The organism is Streptomyces sp. NPDC004031, from assembly GCF_053604375.1.
The window spans coordinates 163,206-180,711 of record NZ_JBSGHL010000002.1 but is presented as its reverse complement, the minus strand read 5'-3'; the positions used below and the strand labels follow the sequence as shown (position 1 = coordinate 180,711).

Here is a 17,506-nt window from a genome sequence, read left to right as displayed (position 1 = left end):
GCTACATCAGCTTCCGCGCGCGCGGCCCGGCCTTCAGACCGCCGGAGACCACGAAGCGGGTGAGCTTGCGCATGTCGGGGCCGGCCGACATCAGGCCCCAGCGCACGAACTTGGCCAGGTCCCAGGTGCTGGGCGCCACGAAGCGGGTCGCGGGGTCCTTCCAGCCGAAGGTCGGGTTGACCTCGGGGCTGTCCTGGACGACCTTCAGGATGATGTCCGCGGCCTGGTCGCCGGTCAGCTCGCCGACCTCGAACTTCTCGCAGGTCTCCGCGGTGACCTCCAGGATGCGCTGGAAGGTCTTGCTCTCCGGCCACCACAGGCCCGGGTTCTCGGTCTTCTCCAGCGACGTGAAGTGCGTGTCGTCGTTGTCGACGACGTAGCGCAGCCGGGCGCCGGTCAGGCGCATGACACCGGGGGTGATGAAGCAGCCCCACACCCGGAAGACGGCGTTCCACAGCCGGAAGTGCGAGAACGAGATCACCGCGCTGTTGACCAGCTCGTCGTTGAAGTCGAGCAGGCCGGCCTCCAGCTTCTCGACGTACGAGAAGCGCTCCTCGGAGAAGTCGTTGTCCTTGAGCGCCTCCAGCACCCGGGAGGCCAGCGCGTCCACGACCTCCATGGTGTTGGACAGGCCGCGGGAGAACAGCGGGTCGATGAAGCCGGCCGCGTGCGACATCAGGCACCAGCGCGGGCCGACCGACTTGCGCGAGGAGTACTGCAGCCGGTCGGTGGAGACCCACTCACGGACCGGGCGGGCACCGTCGAACTGCCGCTTGATCGCCGGGTACTTGTTCAGGAAGGCGTCGAACTCCTGCTGGGGAGTCAGGTCCTTCGGCTTGGGATAGACCCGCTCGTCCAGCTGGAGGCCGACGCTCACCAGCGGGTTCTTCGACTTGCGGTAGTTGTTGAACGGGATGATCCACAGCCAGCCGCGGTCGATCATGTGGTGCATGGTGCCCTTGTGCCACTTGATCGGCGGGCGGTGCTCGGCCGGGAAGTCCACCACGTCGTCGAACGGCTTGATGCCGATGAAGTGGTTGAACAGCGACCGCGAGTGGTGCTTGAAGCGGGCCGGCTTCTCGCGCAGGTCGAACTTCTCGGCCAGCAGCGAGCGGAAACCGCTGGCGTCGACCAGGTAGCGGGCCCGGTAGACGTCGCCGTTGGTGCCGCTGATGGTCACGCCGTCGTCGTCGAAGTCCATGTCCGCGGCCCGCCACATCTGGCGCACCTGCACTCCGTACTTGACCGCGACGTGGAACATCCACGAGTCGGTGTCCTGGCGGAACATGTGGCTGTTCTGCGCCAGCAGCCGCGGGATCGCGAACTGCGTGGACTCCGCCGGGTTCGGCTCCTTGCCCGCCTCGTGGCGGACGAACCCGAAGTGGACCTTCACCCCGTGGGTCGGGCCGACCACCTTGTTGGTGACGCCCACCTTGGCCAGGGACGCCAGCTCGGGCACCCCGTAGCGCTCGGCCAGGATGTGCAGCCACTCGGCCAGCTGCGGGGTCTGGGACTCGCCGATCGCCATCCGGGGGTGCTGGGCCGCGTCGACGAGCACCACCTTGGCGCCCTGCGCGGCGAGGACCGTGGCGATCGTCGAACCGGCCAGGCCGGATCCCAGGACGAACACGTCACAGTGCTGCGCCTTGCTCAGGTCCGCTCCTGCGGCCGCCGGCGGCGGGGCTTTGGTCGCCATGACAATCTCCCATCGTCAGACTTGGGTTCGTACGGGGATGGCACCGGTCGCCGCGGGCGATGCGGCGCCGAACCAGCGGGCGACCGCGGGCCCGGGGTCGCTGTAGCGGTCACCGGACCAGGCCACGTAGCCGTCCGGGCGGAGGAGCAGCGTCTCCAGCCCCTCCAGCGGACCGCCGGGCGGCGCCGTGGCCGCCACGAGGTCCACCCGTTGCGTGAACGGGGCCGTACGGCCGGACAGCCAGTCGTGCCGGCCGGCGCACGCGGCCAGGTCGAGGAGCACCCCGCGGCCGGGCCGCAGCAGGGCGGTCGTACTCGTCGGCGCGCCGCCCACGGTGAGCGCCGCGTGCGGGACGGCGGCCCCCGCCAGGTGGGGGCCGCCGTCACCGTCGCCGCCGCCGTCGCCGTCGCCGTTGACGGCCGGACGGTCCGCGGCCGCGGTGCGGTCCGCGTACGGGGAGGCGCCGTCGGGACGGTGGCGGAACTCGGGGGGGTCGTCGGGCACGGGGTAGCGGATGTCGACGCCGGCGATCATGGCCGCCAGGCGGTCGTTGACCACCTGGTGGCCGATCAGCTCGCGCAGCACGGTGCGGCTCGCGTCCACCTCCGGGCCGCCGAGCAGCAGCAGGCCCTGTGCCCGGATGTTGCCCAGGACCCGGCGGGCGACCTCGTGCCGCTCGTCGTGGTAGGTGTCCAGCAGGGACCGCGGGGCGGCGCCGGTCGCGACCGCGGCCAGCTTCCAGCCGAGGTTCGCGGCGTCCTGGAGGCCGAGGTTGATGGCCTGCCCGCCCGAGGGCATCTGGACGTGCGCGGCGTCCCCGGCCAGCAGCACCCGCCCCGCGCGCAGCCGCCGGGCGAGCCGGCTGGTGTCGTCGAAGGCGTTGCGCCACACCGGTGTGCCGTGCCGCAGGCTCTCGCCGGTGACCTTCTCCCACACCGCGCAGATCTCGTCGAAGTCCGGCGGCCCCGGGCGCGGTCCGACCGGGGCGCCGAACACCGAGACCATGACGCGGGTGGCGCCGTTCGGCAGCCGCGAGGAGATCGCGAGCCCCGCGGGCAGCCGCTCGAACCGGCGCTCGGGGATGTCGACGCCCGCCACGTCCGCGCGCAGCAGCTCGTGGGTGCCCGCCGTGCCGGGAAAGTCGATGCCGGACAGCACCCGGACGGTGCTGTCCTCGCCGTCGCAGCCGACGACGTATCGGGCCGTCAGCCGCACCTGTCCGGACGGGGTCCGGGCGTGGACCCGCACCACCGCGCCTTCCGGGGTGTCCGGGTCCGGGACGTCCGGGTCGAGGGCGCACACCTCGTGCTCGCGGCGGACGTCGGCGCCCAGCTCGGCGGCACGCCAGGCCAGCACCTGCTCGACCTGCGCCTGGAGCACCTTGTACTGGCCGGGGAAGCGGGTCGGCAGCGTGCTGAAGTCCAGCGGTATGCCGCCGAAGTGGCCGGACCGCTGGATCGGGGGCGAGCCCAGCTCCTCCAGCAGGCCGCGCTGGTCGAAGAACTCCATCGTCCGCGCGTGCAGGGTCGAGGCGCGCGATTCGGTCGTCGGCGACGCGAGGCGCTCCAGGACGGTCACCCGGGCCCCGCCCAGCGCCAGCTCGCACGCGAGCATCAGGCCGACCGGACCCGCGCCGACGACGACGACGTCCGTGTCCACACTCGTCACGTCCATGACGTTCAGGCGCGCCGCGATCCGGTGACGCCGATCTTCGGCAGCAGCCGGCTGACCTTGGAATGCCCCGAGAGGGTGTCGCCGACGAACGTGACGTCGAATTCGAGGTTGAGCTTCGCGGGCTTGGTGACCGATTGCTTCCAGGTGACCCGCCGGCCTTCCGCGGTGTCCTTGCTGATGACATTCGCCAGCGGCACCGTCTCGGCCTCGCTGGAGGCCGTACCCGCAACCGTGCCCGCGGAGTCGGTGAAGATGTAGACGACCGCCAGATCACCCACCGGCGATTTCACGGTCACGTCCCAGGTTCCGGCAATGGAACTCACAGCGGATTCCTTTCGGCAGCGGGAACACGAAAAGCCCGCGTCCCCGGGGCCGGTGGAACGGGCCTCGGGGACGACGGGCCGGGCAGTGGCGCAGCGGCGGTTATGCGCCATGGGTGACGGGGCGTCAGATCGACGCCGTTCGCCGCCGGGTGGCGTCGCTCGGTACGCGTGGATGCCGGTCGACACCGGCGGGGAGGGGATCGGCGGGAGCCGCCGGATCCGTGTCCGGGCACAGCTCGACCGCCGGAAGTAGCGTGACATAGCCGGACGAACCATGTCAACTCTCCCCGTCCCGGGGCATGAAAAAAGCGGCGCGTGATGCGCCGCCGGTGGTGCCCTGGGCACGCCGTCACACCGGCCGTAGGGCCGGTCGCAGGCGTTCGGGGGGAGTGGGCCGATCCGGAGTCAGGACACAGATCTGGCGCCGCCGGAAATCGTGACACGTGTTCGAAGGCGGCGTCAATCCCCGTCCGGAACGGGGGTGTACGGGCCCGGCCCGCCCCGCGGGCGCCGCGGCGGCCGTCATGACGGGCCCCCCGGCGGAAGTGGCCGGCCGCCCCGTGGGACGTGCCGGCGGGCCCTCGGGACGGCCGGACGCTCCATCAGCTCGGCGTCGATCCGGGCGGTCACCTCCACCAGGGTGCGGCTCGTGACGCTCAGGTCCTCCGCGGGAATGCCCAGGTAGAGCCGGTCGATCGCCTCGTCGAACACATCCCGGATGCGGCGCTGGAGCGCCAGCCCCTCGGCGGTCGGCCGCACCGGGCAGCTCGCCCCCGGCAGCGCCACCAGCAGCCCGGCGGCCAGCATCTCGGCGACCACGGCGCCGGCCGCGTGGCGGTCGGTCTTGGTCGCGATGGCGAGCCGCGCGACCAGCCGGTCGCGGTCCAGCTCGGCCTGGCTGAGCGTGCTGATGTTGAGCGCGATCCACTGCTGGTGCGAGGCCCCGGCCTCCCCCAGCACGGCTTCCATCAGCGCCCGGTGGGCCGTCTCGGCACGGCCGAGGACGCGCGGGTCGAGGATCGGACCTGTGGTCATGGCTGCTCCCTGGTAGGGCCCGGCGGCCCCGGAGGGCCGGTCCGGGCGGGGGTCCGGCGGGCTGCGGGGACCGCGCCGGATTCGTGTGTCGACAACTGGGTTCTTCCAGAAAACCCGCCCATGCACACTCCTCCCGCCCACGAGCGCACCACCCCTCCCACGCCCACCGCAATCCGGAGAAGCCGGACCGGCGGATTCCGGCCTGCCGGGCGGACCGGGACCGGGGCGCGGCTCGTACGGGGCTGGTGCGGAACCTGTGATGGGTGGGGAACGTGGGAGGAAGTCACCGGAATCCGGGCGGGATTCGCCCGCGGCGCGCTCCGTTTCCCGGGGGTTCCGGAATCGCGCACCCTGACCTGGCACGTCACCGTTCGGGGCGTTCCGCGACACGCCGCGGAAGCCTTCGAATAGCTGTCCGCATGCGAGAACCCGACTACCGTTGGGCGGGAGCCTCACGCATACTGCGGACAATCAAACGTCGAGAGACCGTCGTCCCGGAAGGCCGCGACAGCGGGCGAGCGATCGTCCGCGCCCGGCCCGCCGCGCCACCGCGGGGGGACGGGCGACGCGGCACCGCCCGCTCGTGCGCCACCGGCGTCCCCGCCGCCGTCTTTCGTGCCCCACCGGCGATCTGCCGCCGGCCCCGCGTCCCACCGGCGACCGCCGTAGCTCCAACGCCCCACCGGCAACCCGCCGTCCGCTCCGCGCCCCACCGGCGACCCGCCGTCGTTCTCCCGCCCCACCCGGTTCCCGCCCCACCCGGACCGCGCGGTCCGGGGCTGCCCACCCGTTCCCGGCGGACCCGCCGGACCAGTTGCCGCACCACCCCGCCGGACGTACGAAGAACAGCGACAAGCCCGCCTCACGAGCCGTTCCGCATCAGCGCCTGTACCCCACCGCTCCCGGAGGTTGTGATGCTCTTCGCCGCAGACCGTGACGGCGGCCCGTCACCCGGCCCCGGCTCACCCCCGGCGGGCGACCCGGCCTGCCAGGTCCGCGCGATCACGTCCACGGTGCTCGCCTGCTGGCTGCTCATCTTCCTGGTCACCGTGTGCGCCGGTCAGCCCACCGGCGCCGAGGCGGCCGCCGCCGCCCTCTCCGCCACGGGCGTCTTCGCCACCCAGCAACTGCACTCCTCGCCCCGCGCCGCCCGCTGGGGCCGCAGGCGCAAGGCCCTCTCGCTGACCGCCCAGGGGCTGTGCGTCCTGATTCCGCTTGCGGTGTCCGGCCACCCCTGGAACCCCGACGCGGGATTCCTGGCCGGATCCTGCCTGCTGCTCTTCTCCGGCCCGGCCGCCTGGGCGCTGTCCGCCCTGCCCGCCACCCTGGTGTTCGCCACCGCCCTGTACACCCGCACCCCGTGGCCGACCACCGCGGCCCACACCCTCACCACCGTACTGACCGGCCTCGCCGTCTACGCGCTGGCCCGCCTGGCGCGGCTGGCCGCCCGCAGCCAGGCCGACCACGCGCAGCGCGAGGCGGCCCGCAAAGCCGTCACCGAGGAGCGCCTGCGCATCGCCTCGGACCTGCACGACCTGCTCGGCTACAGCCTCTCCGCCATCGCCCTCAAATGCGAACTCGCCGGTCGCCTCGTCACCCGCCATCCCGACCGCGCGCTCACCGAGATCGGCTCCGTCCTGGACATCACCCGCCAGGCGATCACCGACGTCCGCACCATCGCCCAGGGCTACCGCGACCTGTCGCTCGCCGAGGAGACCGCCGCCGCCGAGGCGCTGCTCACCGCGGCCGACATCAAGACCACCGTGTCCAACGAGTGCGGGCCGCTGCCCCAGGCCCAGGACACCGTCCTGGCCAGCGCGCTGCGCGAGGGAGTCACCAACATGCTGCGCCACGGGGACGTCCGCGCATGCGAGATCTCGGCCGTCGACAACGGGCGGACGGTTCGGCTGGAACTGGTCAACGACGGGCTGCGGCTGCCCACCGTCGTGCCCGCGCGGCGCGGTACGGGGCTGGAGAGCATCGAACGCCGGGTGTCCTCCGTGGGCGGCACCGTCACGACCAGAATCGCGGAGGACGGCCGCTTCCATCTCGTGGTGTCCGTCCTGCGCAACACCGTCGGGCACCGGCGTTCCGCATAATCCCCGCAACTGCTGCACGAGCCGTACGACTTGACCATTTGCACGGCTGGACACCGGACACTGTCGATCTATGGGGGCGCGGCAATGAGGCAACTCAGAATTCTTTTAGCCGAAGACGTGACGATGGTCCGCGGAGCGCTCGTCGCCCTTCTCGAACTCGAGGACGATCTGACCATCGTGGCCGATATCGGCCGCGGTGACGAGATTCTTCCGACAGCCCTTCACCACAACCCGGACGTCGCCGTGATCGACATCGACCTGCCCGGACTCGACGGGCTCAGCGCGGTCACCCAGCTCCAGCAGCGGCTCCCCACCTGCCGGACCCTCATCCTCACCAGCCTCGGGCGTCCCGGCACGCTGCGCCGCGCGCTCAACGCCCGCGTCACCGGCTTCATGCTCAAGGACTCACCGCCCGACCAGCTCGCCGAGAGCGTGCGCCGCGTCGCCACCGGGCAGCGCACCATCGACCCCGAACTCGCCCTCGCCGCATGGGACGCCGGCGAGTGTCCGCTCTCCGACCGGGAACTCAGCGTCCTGCAGCTCGCGGCCACCGGCGCCGAACCGCACGAGATATCCGACATGCTCTGCCTCTCGCTCGGCACCGTCCGCAACTACCTCACCACCAGCGTCACCAAGCTCAACGCGCGCAACCGTATCGACGCGATCCGGATCGCCCACGACACGGGCTGGATCATCTGACGCTCCGCCGCACACCGGGTGCCACGGCCGGTCTCCGGGCACGGCAGGCGCGCCGCCGGGACCGGCGGCGCGCTGTCGTGACCGGGGCCGTCCGCCGCTCACGCGGACTCCGCGGCCGCCGGGTCCTGCGGCTCGGCGCCGCCGCCCCGGCCGGCGGTGGTGGCGGTACGCGCCTCGGCCAGCGCGAACAGCTCGTCGAGGTCGTACTCCGCCCGTCCGGGCCGCCCGTAGCGGGTCAGCTTCCCCCGGCTGGCCCACTTCCGTATCGTCGCGGGCGGCACCCCGAGGGCCAGCGCCGCGAGTTCGGTCGGCACGACGCGCGGCGGCACCGCGCGGGGCGGGGTCATGACGCCGCCCGGCGGCCCAGCAGCATCCACTGCTGCGGGGTGAGCACGTGCCCGGCGCCGCAGCTCACCGCGAAGTCCCCGCCCGGCAGCACCCCCGACTGCACCGTGCTGTCACAGCCCGGTTCCGGACAGCGCCCCAGCTCGCGGGAGGACCCGCCGCCGTTCACCGCCCGCAGTGCGGCCTCCTCGACCATGACGATCTCGCTCACGAAGTCGTCGGCCGCCGGGTGCGCGAGCAGCCAGTCCAGATGACCGGCGACGAACCCCGCGAGGTCGCGCACCGTCCGTCCCCGGGGCGCGGACGCCCGCCGCTCCCCCACCACCATGTCGGCCCAGGACGCCAGCACGCCCACCATCTCGCTGCGGGCCTCCATCGCCCGCTCGTTGAGCGCCATACCGTTGTTCCGGCTCCCGCTGACCCGCTGCCGGAAGCCGCTCGTCACCGGCTCCAGCGCGTGCTCGCACGCGGCGTACAGGCGCGGCAGCGCCCGTAAGGACACCCCCACCCGGTCCCCGCACGCCCGGCAGGAGCGCAGTCCCGTCACGAGCCGCCGTGGCCGGTGCCCACCCAGCGCGTCGAACCCGGAACAGTACGCCGTCCCGGCGGCCTGCTCGGCCGCTTTCTCACGAGCGCCGCTCCGTCCCCGCTGAGCCTGATACACACCCATCACCCCGCAGTCAACAGCCGTCACCGGCATCCGTTTCCGGCACACCGGCCGGACCCACCCCAGGATGCGGACTCGGCCGAAGCCGGCGACAGTGCCACAGTCACCAGTCCCCCGTGAGTCCCCCCGCCCCCCGGCATGAAAAAATCACACCCCCGCCCGGAACCCCCCACACCCAGCCCAGCACCACCTCTGAGCTGCAACGATGACCCTCGCCGAGGCCGCGTTGCCGGTGCCCGGGACGGGAATCCGCGGGTGCGGCGGCGGTCGGTCAGGGGGTGACCGGGGCGTGCCAGAGGCCGGTGAGGGCGTCGGTCAGGCTGGTGGCGAGGTCGGACCAGGTGGGGTGGGCGAGGGGGGTGCCGGTGGCCAGGGCGCGTTCGCGCTCCACGCACATCTGGACGATGAGGTGGCGGGCCATGACACCGCGGTCGGCCTTGACGTCGTCCGGGAGTCCGGGGAGGCACGCGTTGAGGCCGTCGAGGAGGGAGCGCAGGGTGGGGGACGCGGAGATCTCCGGGACGACGGCCTCGTAGAGGGCCGGGTCGGCGGACACCTGGGCGTTGAAGCGGGCGTACCAGGTGGGGCTGCCGAGCGCGTCGAGGTGCTCGGTGAGCGGGCGGACCATGCAGCCCACCCAGTCGCGCAGGTCCGTCGAGCCCTCGGTGCGGGCGATGAGGCGGGCGCGGTTGCGTTCGATCTGCTCGGTGTGGCGGCGGGCGATGGCCCGTACGAGGTCGGTCTTGTTGCCGAAGTGGTAGTTGACGGCGGCGGTGTTGCCCTGGCCCGCGGCGTTGCTGATCTGCCGGTTGGAGATGTTGTAGACGCCGTGCTCGGCGAAGAGCTGTTCGGCCGCCGCGAGGATCGCCTCCCGCGTCGCCTCGACCTTCTCCGCGCGGACGCTCCTGGCTGGCATGGCTACGACCTTACCGAGCGCGGGCCCGCGCACCCCGCCCGACCTGCGGTCGCTTGACGGGTCCGGCACCGCTCCCTACATTTAAATCAATCGATTTATTTAAATTATCCGCCCGCGCAACCGCCTGTCCAGACCGGAGGCCTGAGCCCATGTCCGAGACCCCCGCACCCCCGGGGAAGGTCGCCTCCGGGCGCGCCGACGCCGTGGTCGTCGTGCTGGCCTTCGCCGGGATCGTCGTCTCCCTGATGCAGACCCTGGTCATCCCGCTGGTCCCGGAACTGCCCGACCTCCTGCACGCCTCGCGCTCCGACGCCACCTGGGCGGTCACCGCGACCCTGCTCGCCTCCGCAGTCGCCACGCCCGTCTTCGGCCGGCTCGGCGACATGCACGGCAAGCGGCGGCTGCTGCTGGTCAGCCTCGTCCTGCTGACCGCCGGATCGGTGGTGTGCGCGCTGTCGGACACGCTGGGCCCGATGATCGTCGGACGCGCCCTCCAGGGCGTGTCGTCCGGGGTGATCCCGCTGGGCATCAGCATCATGCGCGACGAGCTGCCCACCGAGAAGCTCGCGTCCGCGACCGCCGTGATGAGCGCGTCCCTCGGTGTCGGCGGCGCGCTCGGCCTGCCGCTGGCCGCGCTGGTCGCCGACCACTTCGACTGGCACGTGCTCTTCTGGGTCTCCGCCGCCGCGGGCGCGGTGGCGACCGCGCTGGTCGCGGTGCTGGTGCCGGAGTCGGAGGTGCGCACCGGCGGGCGCTTCGACATACCCGGCGCCCTCGGGCTGTCCGCCGCCCTGGTGTGCCTGCTGCTGGGCGTCTCGAAGGGCGCCGCGTGGGGCTGGGCGAGCGGGACGACGCTGGGCCTGTTCGCGGGCGGCGTGGCCGTCCTGCTGGTGTGGGGCGCCTACCAGCTGCGGCTGCCGTACGCCCTGGTGAACCTGCGGATCGCCGCCCGCCCGCAGGTGCTCTTCACCAACCTGGCGTCCGTGTCGTACGGCTTCTCGATGTTCGCGATGTCGCTCGTGCTGCCGCAACTGCTCCAGCTGCCCAAGGACACCGGCTACGGGCTCGGCAAGTCGCTGCTGGTCACCGGTCTGGTGCTGGCGCCGCAGGGGCTGGTCATGATGGTCGTGGCGCCCTTCTCCGCCCGGATCACCCAGGCCCGCGGGCCCAAGACGACACTGATGCTGGGCGCGGCCACGGTCGCCGCGGGCTACCTCGTGAACATCGCGCTGATGTCCGCGGTGTGGCAGCTCGTGCTGGTGTCCTGCATCATCGGCGCGGGCGTGGGCCTCGGCTACGGCGCGATGCCCGCGCTGGTGATGGGCGCGGTGCCGGTGTCCGACACGGCCGCGGCCAACAGCCTCAACTCCCTCATGCGGGCCGTCGGCACGTCGGTGTCCAGCGCGGTCGCCGGTGTGGTGCTGGCCCAGATGACCCTCGCCTACGGCCCGGTGCAGGTCCCCTCGCAGAACGGCTTCCGCACCGTCATGGCGATCGGCGCGGGCACCGCGCTGCTGGCCCTGCTGCTCGCGTCCTTCATCCCGTCCCGCCGCCCGCGGCCCGCCGCGGGGGACGCCGCCCCGGCGGACGCGTCCGAGCCGGCCGCACTGGGCGCCGGGGACGCGACCGCCTGACGGGGCAGCCCGACGGGGCCGTGCCGCCTCAGCCCGCGGCGCGGGTGAGGACCACGACCGGGATGAGACGGTCCCCGGCGCGCTCCTGGAAGCCCGCGAAATACGGGGCCGCCGCGAGCTGGAGCTGCCACAGCCGGGCGCGTTCCGCGCCGTCCGCGGTGGCGGCGGTCGCCTCGTACACCTGCTCGCCGACCTCGACCCGCACGGCGGGGTCGGCCAGCAGGTTGCGGTACCACGCGGGGTGCGCGGGGCGGCCGCCGTTCGCGGCGAAGACGACGAGCCGTTCGCCGTCCGCGAGATACGTCGTCGGTGCGGTGCGCGGCTCGCCGCTGCGTAGCCCGGTGGTGGTGAGCAGCAGCAGCGGGACGCTCGCCCAGTCGCCGCCGACCACACCCGCGGCGGACCGGAATTCGTCGATGACCAGCTGGTTGCGCCGCAGCCGTTCGGACATGCTCATCTCTTCTCCTCCCCCAAGGAGCCGGCCGGTGCCGGCCGCGCCCACTCTACTGGCCGCGCGGGCCAGGGCAGTTGGCGTACGGGGCGGGCCGCCGCCGGGTCTCACCAGGTGCCGCCCGGGGTGGCCCCGTCGAGACCGGCCAGGCCGTCGACCCCGCCACCGCCGTACCCGCCCCGGTCGGAGTAGGCGTCGGGGATACGGGCGGCCGCCGCCTCCGCCGCGTACGCGGCCGCCACCGCGCCGCCCAGCAGACCGGACTCACCGCCGGGCGCGGCCAGCGCGGCCAGCCGGCGGCGGGCGGGCAGGCCGCGCAGCCCCGGGTGGACCGCGGCGGCCAGCCGCGCGCTGCGGGCGAGCACGGCCAGCGCGAGGCCGTACGCGAGAGCGGCGTCGCCGTCGGCGGGACCGGGCGCGGCGCGCACCGCGGCGGTCACCCGGGCGACCGCCGCACGGCGGCGCGGCAGGTCGACGGAGAGGATGTCGTGGCGGGTCCGCCCGTCGCGCCCGCGCCAGCGGTGGACCCGGACGGCCTTGCGGTCCTGGAGCCGGGAGACGTACTCCGCCACGAGCGAGTGCGGGGCGCCGCGCAGCCACTCCTCCAGCGTGGGCGGCGGCTCCGCGCCGTCCAGGACCCGCAGCACCCCGCTGAGCCGGGGCACCTCGACCGGCGTCCGGTCCCGTACCGTGATCCGCCGCTCCCCCACCTCGACGCGCCCGGCGAGCGCCAGCTCCGCGAGCTCCGCGGCCCGTAACGCCAGCCGCAGCCGCTGCGGCGACCGGATCCGTAACCCCCTGTGCAGCCTGCCCGGCGTGATCGCCAGCAGGAGCAGTTCGTCCCCCATGGTCATGTGCGCGAGCGTACGTCCGGTGTGTGACGGAAGCTCCCGTTCCGCCCAGGCTGTGACCAAAGCCTGACAGGAGTCAACTCCTCGCCCCCGCGATTCACCCGTGCGAGGCGCCGCGCGGCGCGGCGGGCAGGCGTTCTCGGCCAATCGGCTCCCGCCGCCGGGGGGCGGCCGCCGCCGGCTCACGCCGCCGGGCGCGGACGGCATCCGGATCCGGAGCGGGGAGGCCGTGCCCGGACGGACACCGGAGGCGGAGCGTTACGGATCGGCCCCCGGGCCGGGACGGAGGCCGTATCCCACGGGGCGGCGGCCCGACCTCAGCCGGACCCCACGGCGGCGGCCGGACGCAGGCCGGGCGAGCCTCCGCGGGAGCGCGGGGCGGCGCGGCGGCCCGTGCGTGGCGGGGGCCGAGTGCGCCCCGCGCCGCACGGCCGGCGGAAGGCCCGCGCCCGGCGGGCCGCGGGGCGGTCAAACGTGCCGCGGCGACTTGGCCGAGACATATGCGGGGCGTCTTTCCACGACCGGCTCCGCCGCGCTTCTCTCGGGACGTCTCCGGCGGCCGTCCGGCTTCCCGGGCGCGGCGATCCCGCGTGCGGGCCGGCCGGGCGACGAGACCCGGCGACGAGTCCGGGCGGCGCCGCCGGACGACACCGCTTCGAAGGGGGAAGCAGTGACCTCACCCATCCCGCTCCGTGTCACCCTGGCCAACGGCAGTTTCGAGGAGCCGGCCGTCTCCGGCGAGGAGCAGTTGCCGGACGCCTCGCGTCCGCAGGCCGCCCGCCACGTCCCCGGCTGGCTGACCACGGCCGCCGACCACCTGGTCGAGCTGTGGCACTCCGGCTTCCTGGGCGTGCCGTCCGCGGACGGCGCGCAGTTCGCCGAGCTGAACGCCACCCAGGTCTCCACCCTCTACCAGGACCTCCCGACGACGCCGGGCACGAAGCTCTACTGGCGGCTCGACCACCGCGGGCGCAACGGCCAGGACACCATGGCGCTGGACATCGGTGTGCCGGGCGCGGCGGTCGAGCAGCGGCAGTTCACCGACGGCAACACCGCCTGGGGCCACTACACCGGCACCTACGTGGTGCCCGCGGGCCAGACGACGACGCGCTTCGCCTTCCGCTCCGTCGCGGCCGCGGGCGGCAACCAGTCGATCGGCAACTTCCTGGACGGGGTCTTCTTCGGCACCGCCCCGCTGGTGGTGCTCACCAAGGACGCGATCCCGGCGGGGCCGCTCGACGTCGGCGACGTCATCACGTACCGGATCACGGCCCGCAACGAGGGCGGCGGCGCGGCCGAGGCGCTGACGCTGACCGACGCGATCCCGCCGGGCACCACGTATCTGCCGGGCTCGCTGCGTGTCGTGGAGGGCCCGAACAGCGGGCCCAAGACCGACGCGGAGGGCGACGACCAGGCCTCCTACGACGTGCGCAGCCGCGCGGTGGTCTTCCGGCTGGGCGAGGGCGCGACCGCCGAGATGTCCGGCAGCCTGCCCAACACCCTGACCCTGCCGCGGGGCACCACGGTGGAGTACCGGGTGACGATCGACGAGGCGAGCGGCGGCGGACGGATCGTCAACGCCGCGAGTGCCACGTACGAGAACCGGCTCGGCCCGGAGCCGGAGCCGCTGACCGCGACGTCCGACGAGACGCTCACCGTGGTGCGTCCGGCCGCCGACCTGAGCGTGGTGAAGTCCGCGGACGCCACGACGGTGACCGTCGGCCAGACGGTCACCTACCGCGTCACCGTCCGCAACTCCGGGCCGAACGTGGCGACCGGCACCACGGTGGCCGACCCGCTGCCCGCCGGGCTGGCCTTCGTGTCCGCCGACGCCACCGCGGGCACCTACGACCCGGCCACCGGCATCTGGTCCGTCGGCGGTCTGGCCGTCGACTGCACCGAGACCCTGGTGCTGCGCGCCAAAGCCACCGCGACCGGCCGGGTCACCAACACCGCGACCGCGCACGCCCGCGAGAAGGACCCCCGCCCGGCCGACAACACCGACGCGGTCACCGTCTGCGTCGAGCCCGCCCCGAAGTGCTGCACCCCCTGCTGCTGAGCGCGGCGGCGCGTCCGGGCCGGTCGCGGCGACCGGCCCGGACACGGCGGCGCGGGACCGCCCCTACAGGTTGGGCAGGTTCTTCATCAGCTCGAAGGCGGTGACCTGGGAGCGGTACTCCTCCCACTCCTGCTTCTTGTTGCGGAGGAAGAACTCGAAGACGTGCTCGCCGAGCGTCTCGGCGACCAGTTCGCTGTGCTGCATGAGGTCGATGGCCTCGCCCAGGTTCTGCGGGAGGGGCTCGATGCCGAGGGCGCGGCGTTCGGCGTCGGTGAGGGCCCACACGTCGTCGTCGGCACCGGCCGGGAGTTCGTAGCCCTCCTGGATGCCCTTCATGCCCGCCGCGAGGAGGACGGCGTAGGCGAGGTAGGGGTTGGCGCCGGAGTCGAGGGAGCGGACCTCGACGCGGGTGGAGCCGGTCTTGCCGGGCTTGTACATCGGGACCCGGATGAGCGCCGAGCGGTTGTTGTGGCCCCAGCAGATGTACGAGGGGGCCTCGCCGCCCGCGCCCGCGGTGCGCTGCGAGCCGCCCCAGATGCGCTTGTAGGAGTTGACCCACTGGTTGGTGACCGCGGAGATCTCGCCCGCGTGCCGCAGCAGGCCCGCGATGAACGACCGGCCCACCTTGGACAGCTGGAACTCCGAGCCGGACTCGTAGAAGGCGTTGCGGTCGCCCTCGAAGAGGGACAGGTGGGTGTGCATGCCCGAACCGGGGTACTCCGAGAAGGGCTTGGGCATGAAGGTGGCGTGCACGCCCTGTTCCAGGGCGACTTGCTTCATCACCAGCCGGAAGGTCATCACGTTGTCGGCGGTGGACAGCGCGTCGGCGTACCGCAGGTCGATCTCCTGCTGGCCGGGGGCGCCCTCGTGGTGCGAGAACTCCACGGAGATGCCCATGGATTCGAGCATCGTGATGGCCTGGCGGCGGAAGTCCATGCCGACGGCCTGCGGGGTGTGGTCGAAGTAGCCGGAGTTGTCGGCGGGGGTGGGGCTGGTGCCGTCCAGCGGCTTGTCCTTGAGCAGGTAGAACTCGATCTCGGGGTGCGTGTAGAAGGTGAAGCCGAGGTCGGAGGTCTTGGCGAGCGCGCGCTTGAGGACGTAACGCGGGTCGGCGTAGGACGGCGAGCCGTCGGGCATGAGGATGTCGCAGAACATCCGGGCGGTGCCGGGGCCGTCGGCGCGCCAGGGCAGGATCTGGAAGGTGCCGGGGTCGGGCTTGGCGATCATGTCCGACTCGTAGACCCGGGCGAAGCCCTCGATCGCGGAGCCGTCGAAGCCGATCCCCTCGTCGAAGGCCTGTTCGAGTTCGGCGGGGGCGACGGCGACCGACTTCAGATAGCCCAGCACGTCGGTGAACCACAGCCGCACGAAGCGGATGTCCCGCTCCTCCAGGGTCCGGAGCACGAACTCCTGCTGCTTATCCATATCCATCCATCCTCGCCGGTCAGGCACCGCTCCCCCGCCTGGTCCGGGCGGGGGATCATGAGCATTGCATCACACCGTTTCGGGTGCGTTGCAGGCACGGCTCACCGTCCATAGTGCCGGTTGCGAGGACGCGCGTCGCTCCGCCCGTCGCCTCAGCCGAAGGTGTCGATCGCGGCGATCTTCCAGGTACCGCCGGTCCGGACGGCGTCCACCGCGAACATGGCCGGGGCGTAGGTGCTGCCCGCGGCCGCCTTTGCGGTGCTGGTGTTGCGCTGGTCGGCGTAGACGAGCAGGTGGGCGCGGTTTCCGTCGATCGTGTCGACGCCGGTGTCGGTGACGGTGGTGGTCAGTACGAGCTTGCGGGTCGGCGCCTGCGCGCGCACCTGCGCGAGCATCGTCGCGTACTGCTGCACGGCCTTGCCCGTGAGCAGCCGCTTGGCGGCGTTGTCGGTACGGGCCGGGTCGGCGTAGTCGTACGAGAAGACGGCGTTGACCGCCTCCGCGACCTGGCCCTTGACCTCGCTGGTGCGGGCGGTGTCGGTGAGCGCGGTGTTGTGCGCGGCCACCGAGTCGTGCAGCCCGGACGCCCGGCTCGCGGCGAAGGCGGCGAAGCCGCCGAGCAGCACGGTCGCGGCGGCGAGCAGCGCGAGCGCGACCGGGAAGGGCCGGCGGGCCGCCTTCTCCGGCCGGGTCTTCGCCGCTGCTCTCCCCGCGGCCTTCCCGGCGGTCTTCCCCGCGGCCTTCGGCGGGCGTTCCGCCGCGGGCTCCGGCTCGTCGGCCTCGGGGCGTACCCGCACCGCCGTACGGGTACGGGCGCGCGCCGCCTGCTGGGTGCGGACGGCTCCGGCGGGCTCGGCCTCGCGGTCCGCCGCGCGCTCCTCCGCCGCCGCGGACACCGCTGCCAGCCTGCGCTGCCGGTTGATCAGATGACGGGTGGTCGACATGGCGCGTCGGTCCTCTCGCGTACGGCCGTCAGTGGCTTGCGGTGGGCTTCGGGGTGGTGGCCGTGGGGGCCGGGGTGGCCGTGCCGGACGGGACGGTGCCGGCGTCGCTCTCGCCGGTCGGCGCCTGGCCGAGCGCGCTGAGCTTCCAGCCGGAGGCCGTACGCGTCAGCTCGCCGAGCATCCGCGACTCCTTGACGGCGGGCTGCTGCTTGGGCGCCTGGACGGTGATCCGCAGCGCGACCATCACACTGGCCTTGCCCGTCCTGGTGTCCAGCTCGGTGACCGCGCCGGAGAGCACCTTCGCGGTGGTCGTCGTCTGCGCCTGCTGCACCTGCTTGGCGAAGTCCGCCCGGCCCTGCGTGAGCTGGGTGTGCAGATCGCCGGTGGTGGAGGACTCCCAGATGTCCAGACCGTGGTCGAGGTCGCCGTGGTCGAGCGTGTTGAGATTCTGCACCGCCTGCTCGGCGGCGGCCAGGACGGTGTCCCGGGTGCGCGCGAAGGAGGCGTCGTCGTCGTGCGCGGTGCCGTACCAGGACCACCCGGCGAGCGCGGCGGCCACGGCCGCGGCCAGCACGAGGGCGAGCGCGACCGCGAGCAGCGGGCGGCGGCCCGTACCCTCGCCGCCGGGCGGGGTGCCCGGCGTGCCGGACGCGGTACGGGAGGACTGCGTGCGTGCCATCGGGGCTTC

Annotated in this window: 16 protein-coding genes; 4 read left to right on the top strand and 12 right to left on the bottom strand. The window is 73.3% G+C overall.

Translation table 11 applies throughout. The annotated features are described in order from the left end of the window. Nucleotide 1: 1 nt before the first annotated feature. The 4 genes from ACWERV_RS01930 to ACWERV_RS01915 form a co-directional block, all read right to left on the bottom strand. Complete coding sequence (locus tag ACWERV_RS01930) at nucleotides 2-1,696, bottom strand: NAD(P)/FAD-dependent oxidoreductase (protein ID WP_452927486.1); 1,695 nt, start codon at nucleotides 1,694-1,696, stop codon at nucleotides 2-4. A 15-nt stretch (nucleotides 1,697-1,711) separates the two neighbouring features. Continuing rightward, nucleotides 1,712-3,370, bottom strand: a complete 1,659-nt coding sequence (locus tag ACWERV_RS01925; RefSeq protein WP_452927483.1) for an FAD-dependent oxidoreductase — start codon at nucleotides 3,368-3,370, stop codon at nucleotides 1,712-1,714. A gap of 5 nt (nucleotides 3,371-3,375) precedes the next feature. Further along, on the bottom strand, nucleotides 3,376-3,693 hold the full coding sequence (locus tag ACWERV_RS01920; RefSeq protein WP_398187990.1) for a hypothetical protein: 318 nt from the start codon (nucleotides 3,691-3,693) through the stop codon (nucleotides 3,376-3,378). Nucleotides 3,694-4,215: 522 nt separating this feature from the next. Further along, nucleotides 4,216-4,728 (bottom strand): MarR family transcriptional regulator, encoded by a 513-nt coding sequence (locus ACWERV_RS01915; RefSeq protein ID WP_398187987.1) that lies wholly within the window; start codon nucleotides 4,726-4,728, stop codon nucleotides 4,216-4,218. A 914-nt stretch (nucleotides 4,729-5,642) separates the two neighbouring features. Here ACWERV_RS01915 and ACWERV_RS01910 point away from each other — a divergent pair. Then, complete coding sequence (locus ACWERV_RS01910; RefSeq protein WP_398187984.1) at nucleotides 5,643-6,827, top strand: sensor histidine kinase; 1,185 nt, start codon at nucleotides 5,643-5,645, stop codon at nucleotides 6,825-6,827. 84 nt (nucleotides 6,828-6,911) lie between these two features. Then, nucleotides 6,912-7,526 (top strand): response regulator transcription factor, encoded by a 615-nt coding sequence (locus ACWERV_RS01905; protein ID WP_398187981.1) that lies wholly within the window; start codon nucleotides 6,912-6,914, stop codon nucleotides 7,524-7,526. 98 nt (nucleotides 7,527-7,624) lie between these two features. On the opposite strand, the gene ACWERV_RS01900 is transcribed toward ACWERV_RS01905, so the two are convergent. The 3 genes from ACWERV_RS01900 to ACWERV_RS01890 form a co-directional block, all read right to left on the bottom strand. Continuing rightward, nucleotides 7,625-7,873, bottom strand: a complete 249-nt coding sequence (locus ACWERV_RS01900) for a helix-turn-helix domain-containing protein (RefSeq protein WP_398187978.1) — start codon at nucleotides 7,871-7,873, stop codon at nucleotides 7,625-7,627. Then, entirely contained in the window at nucleotides 7,870-8,373 is a 504-nt protein-coding gene (locus ACWERV_RS01895) for an OvmZ protein (protein WP_398187975.1), read from the bottom strand. The genes ACWERV_RS01900 and ACWERV_RS01895 overlap by 4 nt, the downstream gene beginning before the upstream one ends. Before the next feature lie 436 nt (nucleotides 8,374-8,809). Further along, a complete protein-coding gene (locus ACWERV_RS01890) occupies nucleotides 8,810-9,454 on the bottom strand; it encodes a TetR/AcrR family transcriptional regulator (RefSeq protein ID WP_452927477.1) in 645 nt (214 codons plus the stop codon). 149 nt (nucleotides 9,455-9,603) lie between these two features. Between ACWERV_RS01890 and ACWERV_RS01885 the strand changes: the two genes are divergently transcribed. Then, nucleotides 9,604-11,088 carry an MFS transporter gene (locus ACWERV_RS01885; protein WP_452927474.1) on the top strand — a complete coding sequence of 495 codons (1,485 nt, stop codon included), beginning with the start codon at nucleotides 9,604-9,606 and terminating at the stop codon, nucleotides 11,086-11,088. A gap of 28 nt (nucleotides 11,089-11,116) precedes the next feature. On the opposite strand, the gene ACWERV_RS01880 is transcribed toward ACWERV_RS01885, so the two are convergent. After that, nucleotides 11,117-11,545 carry a nitroreductase/quinone reductase family protein gene (locus ACWERV_RS01880; protein ID WP_452927471.1) on the bottom strand — a complete coding sequence of 143 codons (429 nt, stop codon included), beginning with the start codon at nucleotides 11,543-11,545 and terminating at the stop codon, nucleotides 11,117-11,119. Nucleotides 11,546-11,646: 101 nt separating this feature from the next. Further along, nucleotides 11,647-12,393, bottom strand: coding sequence for a GPP34 family phosphoprotein (locus ACWERV_RS01875; protein ID WP_452927468.1), 747 nt, complete (start codon nucleotides 12,391-12,393; stop codon nucleotides 11,647-11,649). A 667-nt stretch (nucleotides 12,394-13,060) separates the two neighbouring features. On the opposite strand from ACWERV_RS01875, the gene ACWERV_RS01870 reads away from it, so the two are divergent. Next, complete coding sequence (locus tag ACWERV_RS01870) at nucleotides 13,061-14,449, top strand: DUF7507 domain-containing protein (RefSeq protein WP_452927465.1); 1,389 nt, start codon at nucleotides 13,061-13,063, stop codon at nucleotides 14,447-14,449. A gap of 63 nt (nucleotides 14,450-14,512) precedes the next feature. Here the strand turns inward: ACWERV_RS01870 and glnA are convergent, their stop codons facing one another. The 3 genes from glnA to ACWERV_RS01855 all read right to left on the bottom strand — a co-directional run bounded on the left by glnA (nucleotide 14,513) and on the right by ACWERV_RS01855 (nucleotide 17,497). Then, entirely contained in the window at nucleotides 14,513-15,874 is a 1,362-nt protein-coding gene (gene glnA, locus ACWERV_RS01865) for a type I glutamate--ammonia ligase (protein ID WP_452927462.1), read from the bottom strand. 152 nt (nucleotides 15,875-16,026) lie between these two features. Further along, complete coding sequence (locus tag ACWERV_RS01860; RefSeq protein ID WP_452927460.1) at nucleotides 16,027-16,818, bottom strand: hypothetical protein; 792 nt, start codon at nucleotides 16,816-16,818, stop codon at nucleotides 16,027-16,029. A gap of 28 nt (nucleotides 16,819-16,846) precedes the next feature. Then, nucleotides 16,847-17,497, bottom strand: a complete 651-nt coding sequence (locus ACWERV_RS01855) for a nuclear transport factor 2 family protein (protein ID WP_452927457.1) — start codon at nucleotides 17,495-17,497, stop codon at nucleotides 16,847-16,849. Nucleotides 17,498-17,506: the final 9 nt, after the last annotated feature.